Here is a 17,091-nt window from a genome sequence, read left to right on the forward strand (position 1 = left end):
TTATACTGAATGTTATATGCGACATTTTGCGCACCCAGAGGTTTTTCGCCCTGCCTAATTACGCTGGTTTTGGCTCGTGATATATTTGCCCGTTCGAGGGCTGGTATCGGAATCGTAAGATATTATCGTAATAGAACTTACAAAAGCCTCGGTTTCCTTCTACGGCCCACTCGGTTCGTAGATCTTTGCGCATATCTCCTGGTTCTGCCAATAACTCCCACACTGAGCGGCAAAGTTCGTTCCCTGTGGTTTCGCCATTTTCACCCACAGGCCAACCGTTTTTTCCCATTGGCACAATGGTATAGGTATCACCACGCACTTCTAAAACTACATCAGCGGGTTGGCTTTGCCGAATCCATTCAACATGGGCAAGCATTACATGTGTTTGAAATCGGCTTGCCGCCGCATCAAACTCTGCATCGCGCCAACCGCCGGTATGATCAGACCACATTTGCAACGATGCGCTGCGCATCAACACAGCAACAACAATTAAGCTGGCAATACTAATCGCAAGCGCAACGCCCAAGTTCGAGCTAGTACTTGCGGCTGATGAACTAACCATTTTAATCGGTAACTTTGGGTCCTTCGGCTGGTGCTGTTTATCTGCCATTATCTGCCGCCTGCATGGTTACATGCCGCCTGAATATGCGCCCATCATTTCCCACATTGGTAAGAAAATACCAAGCGCTAAAAATAAAACCATTACCGCAACCACACTAATCATAATCGGCTCAATACGCGCAGTAATATTCTTTAAATCATAGTCTACTTCGCGCTCATAGTATTCTGCAGCTTCTACCAGCAAATCATCAAGGCTACCGGTTTCTTCACCCACAGCTATCATTTGCAGCACTAGTGGCGTGAATAAGGTGCTCGCTCGGCTTACCCGCAATAGGCTTTCACCACGCTCAATACCTTTACGCATTTCACCTACTCGTACCGACATATATTGGTTATCTAAGTTTTCACTTACTAAACCTAAGGCTTGAGTAAGTGGAACGCCTGAATTCAACATTACCGAAAAGCTGCGGCAAAAGCGTGCTAGCAGCGAACGTTCTACAATATCCCCCACTGCGGGCATGTGTAACTTCCAGCCATCCCAACGCTCTCGCGCTGCTGGCTTTTTCAACCACCGCATAGTGCCAAAAATGATACCAATCACAACCAATATCAACAGCCAGGTATAATTTATAAAGAAGTTTGAACTAGCTAACAGCATCCGTGTAATTAGCGGTAGTTCGACATCAAAGCTCGCGAACATAGATGAAAACTGAGGAATAACGAATATATTCAGTATGATTACCGCAAGCACTAAAAAAATGCTCACAAAAATAGGATATCGAGTGGCGCTTTTTATCCGCTTGCGGGTATCAAGTTCACCCTCAAGATAAATAGCTAACTGTGCAAAGCTTTGCTCGAGCCGGCCAGTATTTTCACCCACATGCACCACGGCAACTACTAAACGTGGAAACACCTTTGGGTGTTCCGCCATGGCAGTTGAAAGGCCGCGGCCACGCTCAAGCTGCTCGCAAATATCATTCAGTGCTACGCCAAGCTGTTTATTCGTGGCATTCTCAGCAAGGCCCTCGATTGCACGCAACATAGATATACCCGCTTTAGTAAGCGAATACATTTGTCGAATAAACATAATTAAATCAGGCAGTGGCACGCCACGTTTGAGAAAGGAAGGTAATTCAAACCCTTTTTTAACTGCCTTGGAACTACTCGCTGCTTTCTTCGCCTTCGGCGCCTGTTGCGGTTGGATTTTTAACGGTGTTATGCCTTGTTGAATCAGCTGATCAGCTACCGCTCCTGCACTTGCTCCGCTCAGGTTGCCCTTCACCGTTTTACCGGCTCGAGTTCGGCCTTGATACAAGAAATTAGCCATCGCTATCGGCCTTAATTCCCTTATCTGGCGTTTCAGCGTTTTCCATCAACTCCATATCTTCATCAGAAAATACAGGGGTGCCTGCTGCAAGTGTTAGTACTTCATCAACCGTTGTAATACCTTCAAGCGCGTAATCTAGGCCAACTTCTGCAAGTGTGCGGAAATCTTTGCTTTTGCGAGCAGCTTCGGAGAATGCCTGAGTATCGCTATTTCTTAGTGCCGCAATCATCGGCTCATTCATTTCCAACAATTCAAACACACCCACACGGCCACGATAGCCTGTGAAATCGCAGCGTTGGCAGCCTCGGCCTTTATAAAAAACTGCTTCTTTCGGTACATTCGCAACCACACTGCGTAGCAATGTACCTTGCTGAACATCGGGAGCGTGCTCTTCTTTGCAATGTTCGCAAATACGCCGCACTAAGCGCTGGGCCAATACCGCCCGTAATGCACTGGCAACTAAATAAGGCGCTCCACCCATATCGATTAACCGCATAGCACTGGTGATAGCATCGTTGGTGTGCAGCGTAGATAAAACCAAATGACCGGTAATTGCACCGCGCAGGCCAATTTCTACAGTTTCTTGATCGCGCATCTCACCTACCATGAGAATATCGGGGTCTTGCCGTAAAGTTGTGCGCAACACACGGCCAAAATTCAAACCGATTTTGCTATTCACTTGTACTTGGGAAATCCGTGGTAAACGGTATTCAACCGGGTCTTCAACCGTAATGATTTTTTTATTCGGTTGGTTCAATTCACTCAAAATGCCATACAGTGTTGTAGTTTTACCGGAACCCGTTGGCCCCGTAACCAAAATCATGCCATGTGGGCGGCCAATGTGATAACGAATTTTTTTCGCTATTGCAGCCGGCATACCGGTTTGTTCAAGTGAAAGTAGGCCGTGAGATTGATCGAGCAAACGCATAACGCAAGCTTCGCCCCATTGCGTAGGCAATGTAGATAAGCGCACATCAATTTGATGCCCGCGCACTTTCATTTGAAAACGGCCATCTTGCGGCAGCCGCTTTTCGGAAATATCTAAGCTCGCCATTAATTTAAGGCGCAACACCAAGGCCGCCGCTATACCTTTTTCATCAAGAATAGTTTCTTGTAGCTGGCCATCTACCCGCTGACGAATACGCAAACCATGTTCAGCTGGCTCCAAGTGAATATCCGAGGCACGAACTTGCACTGCATCAGCAAATATAGATTTTAGTAGGCGCGCAACCGTAACATCCTCGCCATCGCCTTCAAGAGAACCACCTAAATCAAGCTCTGCTTCATCCTTTGATTCTTCTTGCAGCTGGCTCGCATACTGTTCAATTTCTTGAGTTCGCCGATAGAGGCTATCAAAAGCTTCCAAGAGTTGCCGTTCAGCAACCACCGCTAATTCGATTTCACGCGGTGCCAATATCGCCGATATCGAATCTATCGCGGTTAAATCAGCGGGATCACTCATGGCAATAAGGGCACGCTCATCATCCGCTTCAACAATAAGCGCACGATGCCGGCGGGCTTGAACTTCTGGAATCAGGCGCGATAAATTCGGATCTATACGCCGTTCGCCCAAATTTAAAACGGGTAAGTTAAGCTGTTGCGCCAAGAAATCGAGCAACTGCTGTTCGCTCAAGTACTCTAACTCTATCAACAAATCGCCGAGCTTACGGCCGGTTGTTTTCTGTGCTTTCAACGCTTGGCTAAGTTGGTCTTCTGAAATAACTTGTTCATGAACCAACAAATCGCCTAAGCGCATTTTTAATCGATTACGGCGAGCCATCAGTTACTTAGTGCCTCCCGCCGATCTAGTGCGAATTCTCGCCCTGAAATAGATAAACGCGAATCTTGCAGCGCTCTTCGATATGCCTCTGCAGCTGATTCACGTAGATTAACGTAATCGGTGCTATTCTCGCCCTGAAATTGGGCAAATTGCTCTAGTGCATAACCGTAACCAAGCCACCATGAGCCTTGATCAGAGCGCCAGGTTACCAGTTGCTGGTAACTAGAAATCGCTAACGCATAATCACCCGCATCGCTCGCCAAATTCGCACGCATCAGCAAAATATCAGCATCGCGTGGTAAGCGAGCGCTTACATCACGTAAAAGCTCTAAGGCAAATTGCGGCTGTTCAATACGATCATAGATACGCGCTTTCAGAAGCAAAAATTCGGTATTAGTCGGTGCCAACTGCAGGCCATCACGCAGTAACTCTAATGCATCGGCAGCAAAGCCACGGCCAAATTGTAACGCGGCTAATTGTAAACGTGATTCGTGATAATTAGGGCTAACCAACAACGCTTCTTGAAAACGTTGAATAGCCTGCCGAGAATCGCCAGCCTCTAAAGCTTCAAGGCCTCGCCGATGCAGCGTTGGTGCGGTTGCAGTACGGCTATCACTACGTTCAATGGTCATTTGCCCAGCATCTTCATGCATTACTTCTGGATCAATAGATGTTTCAGGCAAAACGGCAACAGCTGGGCCTTCAGTAACTGAACTTTGTGTAGTTGGGCTTTGCGCAGTTGAGCTTTGCGTAGCTGCACTGGTACTAGGCTCTTTACCAACTGTTTCGGTGTTTGTGGCTGTTGTACCTTCATTACCTACCGGCGCTAGTACTGGCGCGGCTAAACTCTGCGCCCGTGAACGCGAAGCCGCTTGAGCTGCACCTGTAGTGGGTATTTCCGCCGCACGCGCTGCCGCTTGTTCCGTGGCCCGCGCTACCTCATTTACAAGCGCTTCTTCGCGTTCCGCTAAACGTTTCTCAGCGGCTTCTAGCTCTACAACACGTTGTGCAAGATTGGTATTCACGCGCTCAATTCTTAATTGCTCTGCCGTTGGTAGTGGGTTCGCATCTTCCGCTTTCGGCAATAATGAAAAGCCCCATAACAGCAAAAATAGAATAACAACTACAGCAACGCCGCTCAGCGCCCATACCCATCTTCGCGAACGCAAAGAGCGGCCTGAATAAACGTAATTCGCTCTACCACCGGGATCACCCTGACGCTCACGCTGATCGATATCTTTCAGCATTTGATTGATAATGCTCATAGCGGCAACCACCCTAACAAAAAGGCTGCGCCAAGGGCTATCGCCACCGCAACAGAAAAGCCCACGAAGAACCAGGTTAAATCTTGTCTTTTTGGCATTACCGCATCTTCTGTATCGGCAATCGCCATTTTGGCATCAGTTACCGATAAGGCGTGCCGCCCCGAGCCGTAAGCTAGCAAAAGCATTTTATGGCACAAGGTGTTCGTCAACCGAGGAACGCCCCGGCTGCCTTTATGAAGCCACCAAATTACATCAGGATGAAACAGCGAGGGGCCTTTAAAACCCGCGATTTGCATACGGTGATGGATATAACGCGCTAGCTCTTCTTCAGTGAGTGTTTCCAACTCATAAGAGAAGCTTATCCGTTGCCGAAGTTGCCGTAGTTCACGAGTAGCTAGCCGCTCATCAAGCTCAGGTTGGCCAAACATCACCAACTGCACTAATTTTCGCGTTTCTGTTTCTAAGTTCGATAGCAAGCGCAGCGCTTCTAAGCTTTCGTTCGGCAAAGCTTGGGCCTCATCGATAATAATAACTACCGAGCGGCCACCCTTATTAATGCTCACCAGCTTTCTCTCAATCTCACGGGTAAGCTGATGCTGATCGATCTCTAAATGGTGCTCAATACCCAGCTCTGAGGCCACCGCATGGCGTAATTCTTCAGGTGGTAAATACGGGTTAGGAATATAAGCCGTTGCAAAGTGTTCAGGAATTTCGTTGAGTAACTTTCGGCATAACAATGTTTTTCCGGTACCAACTTCGCCGGTTACTTTGATAAACCCTTCGCCTGTTTTCAGCGCCGTTAATAACACCTGCAACGCTTCATCGTGGCCCCGAAGGCCACAATAGAAGTTGGTATTTGGTGTTAATGTAAACGGCAATTCTGAAAAGCCGAAATGGTATAAATACATTGTTATCCTTGCACTCGTTGAAGTTGTGCTTTTATTTAACGGTTAGCATTCTCTAACAACACTAAGATTTTACATTATTGGCTTTCATACCAGCGGCGAAGCAGCTCGCGAGAAGCTTCCAACTCGGTATCCCAAGTATCAACACCAACAACTGTGGGCCGCAGCATAATCACCAGTTCTTTTTTCACTTCCCGTTGCCGGCGATTGGTAAACAACTCGCCCAACACCGGAATGTTTCCAAGAAATGGCACTTGGCTCACCTCATCAGAATACGAGGTTTGCATTAAACCGCCAATAATCACAACTTCACCATCACGCGCACGAATAATTGTATCAGATTCACGAATGTTACTACGCGCAAGCGGCAATACTAAGGTTTCGCGATTTAGGGTAATGATCTTCTCTTGTTCACGAGTTTCCGTTACCGAAGGGCGTATATGCAAGGTAATGGTGCCATCGTCGGAAATTTGTGGTGTTACATCAAGCGCAATACCTGAGAAAAATGGGGTTAATTGCACGTTCGGCGTTGATGTAGTAGCTGTGCCGGTAACTGTAGTGGTGGAAACATCCGTTACGAAATATTCATCTTCACCGATTTTTATAACTGCTTTTTGATTGTTAGTAGCGGTTACCCTCGGGTTTGAAAGCACCTGCACATTACCTTGAGTAGATAACAGTTCTAACATCCCGTTGAAGCTTTGGTTCTGGAACTGCAACCCAAATACACCACCTAACGAAGAAGAATCTACGCTACCGCCACTGAAACTGAACTCAGTAACGCCACTGCCGATGCGGCTAGTAATGCGGCTCCAATCAACACCTTGTTGATACGCATCGCTAAGCGATACTTCAACAATGCGAGCTTCAAGAATTACCTGCCGTTGCAAACTGCTTTCAGCCGCGGCTAAGAAATCGCGAGCGGCACGAATTTCATGTGGGTAAGCACGAACTGTAGCTAGCCCAGCTTGCGGCGAAACCACTACACGGCGGCCATCGCCCGTACCTACTACACCTTCAAGAATTTCTTGCAGCCCTTTCCAAAAATCAGTTTCCGAATCAGAAGAAATAGTTGAGCCTGTTTGCCCACTACGCCCTGTTGCACCGCCTCCCGCAGGCAATCCGCCTTGCGAACCTAGGTTACCCTGATTACTCTGGCCTAAATTACCCTGATTTCTGCCACTAGCACCTTGCTGATCAGCAACACCACCCGATGTTACTGAGGTTTGTGATTGCCCTTGGCGGCGCAATGAAAGGTAATTTAGTGATAATGTTTCGGTACGCAGGCCCGCTGGAAATACGCGATAAATGCGCCCTTCTCGGCGAATATCAAAACCATAAATATCCTGCACTACATCTAATGCTTCTTGCAGCGTTACATCGCGCAAGTTTACTGTTATCAAGCCTGAAACATCTGGGTGAACTACCAAGCTGTATGGGCTTTCATTCGTTAGTTGAGCAAAGAAATCAGCCGCATTCACTTGCCGTGCCTGCACAGAAAAGCGCGGCTCTTCTAAAAGCCGGCTGCGCTCAGCACGATCATTTAATGGCTGCCGTAATTCGTTACGAACATCACTAGGCAAACCTTGTAAACGCTCGCTTGCTGGACGAATTTCACCCGTGCGCAGTGCTTGATCAGCTTCATCAGCTAACTGCTCTGGAGGTTTAGTAATACACCCCGAGAGTATAATACATCCGATTAAAGCACTGAGGCTCATTCTCACTGTCATGAATTATCCTTGAAGCTACTACGCGTTAAGCCGGAGAATACCGACAGAACGATTTCTTCGTTACCGCGAATAAGAACCACACGATCGGCTTCGATCTGCTGCACATCCCAACCGCCAACTCGATCGCCAATAAAATAGGTATCTCCATTAATCACTGCACTACTACCACGAGTGCTATAACGGATAAACTCAAGTTTTAAATTTGCTGTTCTCGCTCTTGCGCGCTCACCTTCCGGCGCCAAACTTTCGGCACTCACTGGAGGCCTAGTTGGATCACGCTCAACGCGATTTTGTAAATTATTTATGTTTAGGTTATCTACCGCAACCACGCTAAGAACAACATTTGCAAACGCCTTAGATACTCCAACAAAACTGAAAACGGTAATAATCAGCAAAGCAGACACGCACGTTAACACAACATTTATTTTCGCTATTGGTGAATTAATTTTCATCATTACCTCCAGCCTGCTGGCTTAAGGTATATAGCCGCAACCGAACTTCTGCCATCGGATAAGCTCGAACCTGATAATCAAGTTCTTGCCAATAAAAACCAAACGGCAAATCTTGTAACCGCTGTAAATAATCACGTACGGCGAAATAACTTCCTTCAAGCTCCACTTGCACGTTGTGTTGATATACCGTTCCACCCGGAGAATCGGCTAAAAATGGTTCTGGGGCGGAAGTATCAAATGAACGCAACGTAAGCGCTTCATCGCCTGTTAATGCAGCGTTCTCAGAATCCACCAGCATTGCTTGCAGCCAATCAAGTAGTTCATCTGGCGCCACAAATTCAGCGAGGTTATCAAGCTGCATGCTGAGCTGGTTACTGCGGCTCGCTAACTGCCGTTGCCGCGTATTCAACTCAATATCTGGGTTAGCCTGCAGCTGAGTTCTTATCCCGGTCACCTGCTGCTGTATACTCTGTGTTTGCGTTGTTATTTGTTGCACTTGGCGCTGCAGTGCAGTGCGTTGCTCAACACTTGGTTCAATCAAAAAAATAAAACCTAACCAAGCAATCACAACAAATATAACCACTGAAAATATATATTGCTCGCGTTTTTCACGATCGTTAAACCACGATTCGGCATTGGCTAACCATTGCTTCATTGCGAGCCCTCCGCTGAATTTGTTGCATCAGAATCGTTATTCTCGGTTGGTGGTATTTCTTGCACCCCACGAGAACTCCCCTGCAACACAAAACTAAGTAATTCGCGGTTATCGCGCTTTAGCTCAACCATGTTAAAGCGCCGTTCCGATAATACGGTTGATTCTTTAAAGCTTTGCATCCATTGCGGCAAAATACTGGCATTAACAGCATGCCCATGTAAATTCAATTGATCGCGATCTTGATGAATGCGAGTAAGCCATACACCATCACGATGCAACAAAGCCAAATCCGTTAGCAGCCCTGCATAATCGTGTTGCTTAATCTGGCCCCGGCGCTGAAATTCAGCCAATAAGTATTGGCGTGTTGCAATTTGGTTCTCAAGCCTACCAACATCGGCTTGTAATACCGGATTCGGCGCTTGCAGGCGCAGTTGCTCACTCAAAGTTGCCAACTGTTGCTGTTGTTCATTAAGAACAACTCGTTGTTCCGCCACCTGCGATTCTATGCCATTTGCTTGCACCATCAACCCAGCTTTCCAAATACCGAGCAAGCCACACAAAACAGCGATTACAATGAGCACCTTCGATAAAGTTAACCACTGCTCTTCTGGAATTAGATCTTGTTGGAAAAGGTTAATAGTGTGCTTCATGAGGCAACTACCTTCTCTGCTGCTTGAGCAGAGGTGTACCAAAGTAAACCAGAAATCGCAGCCAAATCAGAATAATCACCAGCGGCTAATTCCTTGGTAAAATCTGGATACTTCAGCATGCTCACTTGCATGCCTAATTGCGCGCCAATAACTTCCGCAATCGCTTTTGCATTCTTATGATTTATCGCCAGTTCAATATCAGCCAACGAAGCTTGCCGCAATTGCCCAGTATAAAAATCTTGAGAGCGTTGTAGTTCAATCGAAAGGCTTTCTAGCTCTTCCATGTTTTCTGGATTAATAACTTCTAAATCAAAGCCGGCCGATAACCTTCGGCTCACTACCAATTGCTGTTTAGTAATAATGTGCAATTGTGCACGCTCACCGGCTGATTGGCTTACTACCATCGAGCGAAGCCCTTCATCTATCCATTTCACCATGGCCAGATCTTGGTTCACAATACCGGCAACAACCATGCCCTGATTGTGCAAGAACTCTACCCACGGCTGCACTTTCGAACGACTAGCAGCAACAATATTTATTTTTTTTGCGCCCGCAACTTGCACTGGAATATCATAGTAATCCAGCAATAAATCTCCGGCGGGAATTGGCACCAAATCTTTCAGTGTCCATTGTAAGGTGGGTAAAATATCTTGTTCGGGAACATCTGGGCGATCAACGGCCACTTGCTCTACCAAACTGGAACCAAGTACTATTTGTACCGGCTGTTTTTTAAAGTCAAAACGTTCGTAGCGTGCAAATAAGCTTTGCAACGCTGGTAACGGATTATTATCTGTTATTGCTACTTCATCGTTCACCACTAACTGCCACGCTTCGCCAGCATGCATCAGCACAGAACCATTAATTTGATCTTCCGCAACAACCTTTAGAATGGCCAGTTGCACAGAGGATTCACAAATCCCCAGCGCTACTATCAACTTCTTTTTGTTTGTTTTAAAAAGCTTAAACAAACGAATCCCTCTTTAAATTATTATTATGTTGGCCATTTCGTATTTCTTCACCAGCGCTTCATTGAAAGCAAAATGTGCTAACTAAAACACTGATTAATTCGAATTTATTTACTAGCCAGTAATTCCATATGAATTTTTTTAATATGGCACTAACCCAGCATATTTTAAAGCTTTTTTAGTATAATATTCACACTTTCTATGTATGACAAATAGAATATTGGTATCCCTATAGCCATCAGCTCTAAATGTTATTATTTCACATTTACGCATGGCATAGCCTTTGAGATCTCGTGTTCGCAACCCAAGGCATATAAATATATTTTATTAGCCAACTACCTGCCATTGCAGCTGTTTCCCAGCCCAATATGGCACCCAGGTTTCACCACCATGGCTAACGGTTTCTGGGGCCTGCCAACCTACCCGCTGTAAGTTGATTTTTTGGGTGTTTCTTGGTCTGCCATAAAAATCAGCACCAAAGTGGCTAGCGAAGCCTTCTAATTTATCCAACGCACCAAGCTGTGAAAAGGCTTCCGCGTAGAGCTCTATAGCGGTAAATGCAGAAAAACAACCTGCGCAGCCACAGGCCGTTTCTTTTTTAGCTTGCACGTGAGGAGCCGAATCTGTGCCTAAAAAGAACTTTGCGTTACCACTTATGGCCGCTTGTTGCAGAGCCTCTTGATGGCTGCGGCGCTTCAAAACGGGTAAGCAGTAATTATGCACGTGCACCCCACCTACCAATAAATCATTACGGTTCATGAGTATGTGTTGCGGAGTGAGGGTTGCAGCAACTAAATCATGCGCATCGGCAACGAAATCTACTGCATCTTTGGTGGTGATATGCTCGAGAACTACTTTTAGGCGCCCATAACGTTCGGTAATCGGTGCCAAATAGCGATCAATAAATACCTTTTCCCGGTCAAAAATATCAATTTCGGGCTCGGTTACTTCACCGTGCACTAGTAACGGAACACCCAATTCTTCCATCGCTTCAAATACTGGCCCCATAGCATCTACCGCTCGCACACCTGCACTCGAATTAGTTGTAGCGCCAGCCGGATACAGTTTATAGCCAATAATATTTGGGTTGTTTGCAGCCTCACGTACATCTTGGGCTGTAGTATCTTGCGTTAAGTAAAGTGCCATAAGTGGTTCAAAATCAGTACCTGCCGGCACATTCGCAAGAATGCGTTGTCGATAGGCTTCAGCTTGCGCAACTGTAGTAACTGGGGGCGCCAAGTTCGGCATTACAATCGCACGCTTAAAAACTCGCGCAGTTGCTGGTACTGTCATAGCCAGCATGTCACCATCGCGAAAGTGCAAATGCCAATCATCGGGTTGATCTATGCAAAGAGTGTCGGGGGAAACTGCTGCCGAAGAATTGCTGGCCATAAAAAAGCTCCGAAGATATACACTGAGAAAATATTTCCCTATAGCATATCATCGGAGCGCAATAACTCAGAATAAATCTGGTTACTTGTTCGCCATTTTCTATTTATTCGCTAGTAAGCGCTTGTACCGGATCGAGTTGAGCTGCTTTTCTTGCCGGAATATAACCAAAAATTAAGCCCGTTAAGAATGCACAACCGAACGCCATAATAACCGGCCCAGCGGCAAACACTACTGAATTACCAAAAGTAGAAATAATCCATGTAATGCCTAAGCCTAAACTAACACCAATTAAGCCACCTAATAACGCTACCGTTATCGCTTCCACGAGAAACTGCATACGAATCTGTGCAGCTCTTGCCCCTACGGCCATACGTATACCAATTTCGCGAGTACGTTCCGTTACGCTAACCAGCATAATGTTCATAACACCGATGCCGCCTACCACTAGCGAAATTACCGCAATAACACCAAGTAGTAATGTCATGGTGTTCTGGGTTTCAGTAGCGGTTTCAATAATCGAAGCCATATTACGTATTTGAAAATCTTCAACACCATGGCGTTCAAGTAATAACCGATGGACATCATCGTTAGCTGTTTGCATGGTAACCGGATCGCTACTTTCAACAGCAACCGTTACATTACGTAAAAAGCGTTGGCCAAATAAACGCAATGAGCCGGTAGAGTAAGGAACAAACACCACATCATCTTGGTCTTGGCCCCATGGCGATGCGCCGCGTTCACTCATCACGCCAATAACGCGAAATAAAACGTTATTAATAAGCATCACTTCGCCCAGAGGATCACGATCTGGGAATAACTGTGTTGCCACGGTTTTTCCTATCACTGCCACCGTTGCGTATAAATCTTCATCTTCTTGAGTAAAGAAACTACCGTAGGCTACATCCCACTGCCGTGCTAACGGGAACTTATGATAAGTAGCATTTACTTGCGCTTCTTTATCGAAACCAGAGCGCCTAAGCGTTCGGCTACCTGTAAGTTCGGGTACCGCCGCAAGAATATTTGGCAATTCATTAATAGCATCAACGTCTTCGGGCACTAAAGTTGCAACACTCCAACGGCCTCGTTGGTTTGGAGCTCCGGGAAACACCGTTAACAAATTCGAGCCCATTGCGCTAATGCGATCAACAACATCTTGGCGCGCACCTTGGCCTATCGCGAGCATCGAAATAACCGCCGCTACACCAATCACGATACCTAACAAGGTTAGCGCCGTGCGAAAAATATTTTGCCGCAATGCGGTAAGCGCAGTAATCACTGAACGGCCAGCATCCATTAACCCGCTTGGTTGCCCTGAGCCTGGGCCTTTTGCAGGTTCTACATGAGGCCTTACATCACGATTCCGAGTATCACTAATAATATGGCCATCTTTTAACTCAATAACCCGATCGGCGTGTGCCGCAACTTCATGATCGTGGGTAATCAGAATTACCGTATGGCCTTGCTTCGATAAATCCTGCAGCAATGCCATTACTTCTTTACCACTTTGGCTATCTAAGGCACCGGTTGGCTCATCAGCTAAAATAATTTCGCCACCATTCATCAATGCTCGGGCAATTGAAACTCTTTGTTGTTGGCCACCAGAAAGCTCGGAGGGCTTATGATGCATGCGATCTTCAAGGCCAAGGCGTGTTAACAATTGCTCCGCGCGCGCATGCCGCTGTTCGCTCGGCATCGATGTATAACCCGCTGGTAGTTCAGCATTCGCAAGCGCAGTAGCACCACCTAGTAAGTTGTATTGTTGGAATACGAAACCAAAGGCACTGCGGCGTAATTTAGCCAGCTCATCGGTATCCATTTCCGCAACTCTTTGACCTTGGAAATAATATTCTCCTGATGTAGGTTTATCTAAACAACCCAAAAGATTCATCAGCGTAGATTTACCCGAACCTGAGCTCCCCACAATGGCCAAAAAATCACCCGCATCGATATCTAAATCGATGCCATGTAATACCTGAGTATTAATTGGCCCTGTTTGGTAACTCTTACTGAGCCCACGAATCTTAATCATCGGCTCGTTTGCTTGCTGCTCGCGCTTAGCCATTTACTTAGCCTCGCCCCATACGAGCACCGCCCGGAGGCATGCCAGCCGAGGTTGGGATAACTATTTCATCACCAGCATTTACGCCTGATTTAATTTCAGTGTGAACGCGATCACTAATACCAATTTCTACAGAAACAGATTCTGCACGGCCATTACGCATCACCTGCACTTCACCAGTGCCTCGGCCTGTAGCTCTAACTGCTGAGGCCGGAACCGATACAACCTGCTCAGCACTTTCTACCACAAAGAATACTTGCGTTGTCATTTGCGGGAGAAGCACGCCCTCTGGATTCGGGATTTCAAATAACGCGTTGTATAGCACTACGTTATTTTCAACTACAGGGGTAGGTTCGATAAGCTCAAGCTTGCTGTACCAACGTTGGCCACGATTACCCAAAGTAGTAAAATAAACATTCATACCATTGCGCAGGCGGCTGATATCAGCCTCTGAAACTTGTGCTTCTACGAGCATGGTAGAAAGATCAGCAATGGTCATGATTGTTGGGGTTGTTTGTGCCGCGTTTAAGGTTTGTCCGCGGCGAGCTGCTATGCTGGTTACCGTACCCGACATCGGTGCAAAAATACGGGTATAGTTCAAGTTAGCTTCATCGGCACGCAAGCTAGATTCTGTTTGCTCAATTTGAGCTTGCACAGCATCTAACCGAGCTGCTTCTGCACGGGCCGTGGCCTCGGCGCTTTGCACGAGCTCTTCTGAAGTAGCGCGGTCAACAAAAAGCTTTTCTTGGCGTGCTAAGTTTATTTCCGATAAATCTAAGGTAGCTTGGCGCTCCCGCAATTGAGCTTGTTGAAAACGCAACTGCGCACGCACACCATCTAAACGCGCCTCCAAAACAGTAGCATCGATTTCCGCCAAAATATCACCGGCCTCAACCGCATCGCCAATTTCTACATGAAGCACATCAAGTTGCCCTGAAACCTGAGCGCCCACATCAACATAATCAAGTGGTTGTAATCGGCCTGTAGCCGTTACCACTACTTCAATATTACGTACTTCAGCTTTAGTTGTATTTATTCGTTGTTCGCCATTATCCTTTGGCCAAAAGAACCAAGCGGCGGCCGCTGCAATAACAATAACGATTAGGGCCCACAACCAACCACGTCCTGATTTTTTCATTCTTAAACATCCTCAACTAAGGGAAACGACTGCTGGTCTATTCCAGCATCCGCTAAAGCTTCAACCCAGTGTTTACGACAACACGATACATATCGATCGTTTCCACCAATGGCAACTTGTTCACCAGAATTTAACGCTACGCCATTTTCATCGCAGCGATACACCATGGTGGCCTTTCGGCCGCAAAAACAAATTGTTTTAATTTCATTTAATTTATCGGCAATCGCTAACAAGGTAGCGCTTCCCGGGAATGCATTACCAAACGCATCAGTGCGTATGCCGTAACACATTACTGGCACATTCAGTTCATCTACCACACGAGCCAATTGCCATACCTGCTCAGGTGTTAAAAATTGAGCTTCATCAAGCAGGATGCAATCAATAGCCTGCTGAGTTAGCAAGGTTTCGATGCGCTTAAATAAATTTGTTTTACCAGTAAATGTTTCTGCGCTACGCGCCAACCCCAAACGCGAGTGAATTTTGCCTTCACCTTCTCGAGTATCGAGTGCCGGTGTTAACAAAACAACTTTTTGCTCTCGTTCTTCGTAGTTATAAGCTACTTGCAATAACGATGTGCTTTTGCCAGCGTTCATTGCTGAATACGTAAAATATAAAGATGCCATGATATGTAATTCTTCTTGTTGAATAGTGCGTTACTAACCTAATTAAAAACCAACCAAAAGGTTAAGTAAACTTTACCATCAGTACATACAGCACGATGATTTTACTAATTCAGTAGCAACAGCACCGACAATAATCAAGCGCATGAATGCGCGCAATGCAAAACCGCGCAACCGCATTAAAAATGCGATATAATGCGCGGTTAAATTCACGTGTAGGGGTATTTATTCTATGTCACAAACTATGTCGCAATTGTCTTCTTCATCTACAAATGCAACCGGAGCCACGAAAAATCAGGCTCACACCACTTACTCGATGGATTTCATTCGTGAAATTCCAAAAGCAGACATACACCTGCACTTAGATGGTAGCCTACGCCCTCAAGGCCTAATTGAAATGGCCAAACGCAGTAAAATCGAGCTGCCATCATACACCGTAGAAGGCTTGAAGGAACTGGTTTTCAAAGACAAATACCAGAACCTTGGCGAATACCTGAACGGTTTTCAATATACCTGTGCTGTGCTTCGCGATTTAGAGAACATGGAGCAATCGGCTTACGAACTTGCCATGGATAACCTCGAAGAAGGTGTGAACTACATTGAAGTTCGCTTTGCCCCTCAGTTATTAATGGACCCAACCGTTGGTATTGGCTTCGATGAAGTAATGCATGCAGTAAACAATGGATTAGCAAAAGCCAAAACAGAATATAACAGCCGCCCCGATGTTGGCATTAGCGCTGGCTTAAAGCCGCCTTTCGAATACGGCATTATTAACTGCGCTATGCGCTCGTTTGGCAAAAAAGGTTTTTCACCTTATTACACACAACTTTTCACTTTGCTACGTGATCACGATTCTATGGCTGTTATCAAAGCTGCTGCCATGGAACTGATTCGTGCCAGCGTGCGCATGCGTGATGAAGAAGGCCTGCCTATTGTTGGCTTAGATATTGCGGGCCAAGAAAATGGCTTCCCAGCGCATAAATTCAAAGAAGTGTATGAGTATGCGCATCAAAATTTCTTATTAAAAACGGTTCATGCGGGCGAAGCTTATGGCGCAGAAAGTATTTTTGAAGCCCTAACCACCTGTTATGCCGATCGTTTAGGCCATGGTTATTCGTTGTTTTCACCAGAAATGATTGAAGATGCCAAGATCACCGATAAAGAAGCTTATAGCCAATCGCTTGCTTCTTATATCGCCGATCGCCGCATTGCCATTGAAGTGTGTTTAACCAGTAACTTGCAAACCAATCCTGCTATTGGCGATATTAAAAACCATAATTTCCGCCACATGCTTGATCATCGCATTGCCACGGTTATTTGTACCGATAACCGCTTGGTTTCGAACACAACAGTAAGTGATGAGTACAAGCTAGCATTGGATAATTTCCCAGTTCCACTGAAGCGCTTAAAAGATATGGTGGCTTACGGGTTTAAGAAGAACTTCTTCCCAGGCACTTATGTTGATAAACGTGCTTATGCCAAACACACGCTTGAATACTTTGATGTGGTAGCGCGGAAATACGGCTTTATTTAAACGAAACATTTAATTCAGCTGGGCAATTGCTTAGGCCCAGCTGAATTAACCCAAAAAG

General features: G+C 46.0%; 15 protein-coding genes. 1 reads left to right on the forward strand and 14 read right to left on the reverse strand.

Going from position 1 to position 17,091, the window contains the following annotated elements; translation table 11 throughout:
* Positions 1–58: 58 nt before the first annotated feature.
* The 14 genes from A28LD_RS09575 to A28LD_RS09640 form a co-directional block, all read right to left on the reverse strand.
* Positions 59–610: a hypothetical protein gene (locus tag A28LD_RS09575; protein ID WP_007420884.1), complete on the reverse strand. Its 552-nt coding sequence runs from the start codon at positions 608–610 to the stop codon at positions 59–61.
* A gap of 18 nt (positions 611–628) precedes the next feature.
* Positions 629–1,888, reverse strand: coding sequence for a type II secretion system F family protein (locus tag A28LD_RS09580; protein ID WP_007420885.1), 1,260 nt, complete (start codon positions 1,886–1,888; stop codon positions 629–631).
* Positions 1,881–3,668, reverse strand: a complete 1,788-nt coding sequence (locus A28LD_RS09585; RefSeq protein ID WP_007420886.1) for a GspE/PulE family protein — start codon at positions 3,666–3,668, stop codon at positions 1,881–1,883. Before A28LD_RS09585 ends, A28LD_RS09580 begins: the two co-directional genes overlap by 8 nt.
* Positions 3,668–4,933, reverse strand: a complete 1,266-nt coding sequence (locus A28LD_RS09590) for a tetratricopeptide repeat protein (RefSeq protein ID WP_007420887.1) — start codon at positions 4,931–4,933, stop codon at positions 3,668–3,670. The genes A28LD_RS09585 and A28LD_RS09590 overlap by 1 nt, the downstream gene beginning before the upstream one ends.
* The gene (locus A28LD_RS09595) at positions 4,930–5,841 is read right to left on the reverse strand and encodes an ExeA family protein (protein ID WP_007420888.1); all 912 of its coding nucleotides are present in this window, start codon (positions 5,839–5,841) and stop codon (positions 4,930–4,932) included. The genes A28LD_RS09590 and A28LD_RS09595 overlap by 4 nt, the downstream gene beginning before the upstream one ends.
* A gap of 74 nt (positions 5,842–5,915) precedes the next feature.
* Entirely contained in the window at positions 5,916–7,568 is a 1,653-nt protein-coding gene (gene mshL / locus A28LD_RS09600) for a pilus (MSHA type) biogenesis protein MshL (RefSeq protein ID WP_007420889.1), read from the reverse strand.
* Positions 7,565–8,023: a hypothetical protein gene (locus tag A28LD_RS09605; RefSeq protein ID WP_139043564.1), complete on the reverse strand. Its 459-nt coding sequence runs from the start codon at positions 8,021–8,023 to the stop codon at positions 7,565–7,567. Before A28LD_RS09605 ends, mshL begins: the two co-directional genes overlap by 4 nt.
* Positions 8,010–8,675, reverse strand: a complete 666-nt coding sequence (gspM, locus tag A28LD_RS12020) for a type II secretion system protein GspM (protein ID WP_007420891.1) — start codon at positions 8,673–8,675, stop codon at positions 8,010–8,012. Before gspM ends, A28LD_RS09605 begins: the two co-directional genes overlap by 14 nt.
* Positions 8,672–9,325: a PilN domain-containing protein gene (locus A28LD_RS09615; protein ID WP_007420892.1), complete on the reverse strand. Its 654-nt coding sequence runs from the start codon at positions 9,323–9,325 to the stop codon at positions 8,672–8,674. The genes gspM and A28LD_RS09615 overlap by 4 nt, the downstream gene beginning before the upstream one ends.
* Positions 9,322–10,227 (reverse strand): hypothetical protein, encoded by a 906-nt coding sequence (locus tag A28LD_RS09620; RefSeq protein WP_139043565.1) that lies wholly within the window; start codon positions 10,225–10,227, stop codon positions 9,322–9,324. The genes A28LD_RS09615 and A28LD_RS09620 overlap by 4 nt, the downstream gene beginning before the upstream one ends.
* 390 nt (positions 10,228–10,617) lie before the next feature.
* Complete coding sequence (pyrC, locus tag A28LD_RS09625) at positions 10,618–11,682, reverse strand: dihydroorotase (protein WP_007420894.1); 1,065 nt, start codon at positions 11,680–11,682, stop codon at positions 10,618–10,620.
* A gap of 103 nt (positions 11,683–11,785) precedes the next feature.
* Positions 11,786–13,744: a MacB family efflux pump subunit gene (locus A28LD_RS09630; RefSeq protein WP_007420895.1), complete on the reverse strand. Its 1,959-nt coding sequence runs from the start codon at positions 13,742–13,744 to the stop codon at positions 11,786–11,788.
* 4 nt (positions 13,745–13,748) lie between these two features.
* Positions 13,749–14,879, reverse strand: coding sequence for an efflux RND transporter periplasmic adaptor subunit (locus tag A28LD_RS09635; RefSeq protein ID WP_007420896.1), 1,131 nt, complete (start codon positions 14,877–14,879; stop codon positions 13,749–13,751).
* Positions 14,880–14,881: 2 nt separating this feature from the next.
* A complete protein-coding gene (locus A28LD_RS09640; protein WP_050795165.1) occupies positions 14,882–15,502 on the reverse strand; it encodes a thymidine kinase in 621 nt (206 codons plus the stop codon).
* A 313-nt stretch (positions 15,503–15,815) separates the two neighbouring features.
* Between A28LD_RS09640 and A28LD_RS09645 the strand changes: the two genes are divergently transcribed.
* Positions 15,816–17,033, forward strand: a complete 1,218-nt coding sequence (locus tag A28LD_RS09645) for an adenosine deaminase (RefSeq protein ID WP_040487214.1) — start codon at positions 15,816–15,818, stop codon at positions 17,031–17,033.
* The last annotated feature ends 58 nt before the right edge of the window (positions 17,034–17,091 follow it).

Origin of the sequence: Idiomarina sp. A28L, from assembly GCF_000218785.1 — a bacterium.
In the GTDB taxonomy this organism is placed as follows: Bacteria; Pseudomonadota; Gammaproteobacteria; order Enterobacterales; family Alteromonadaceae; genus Aliidiomarina.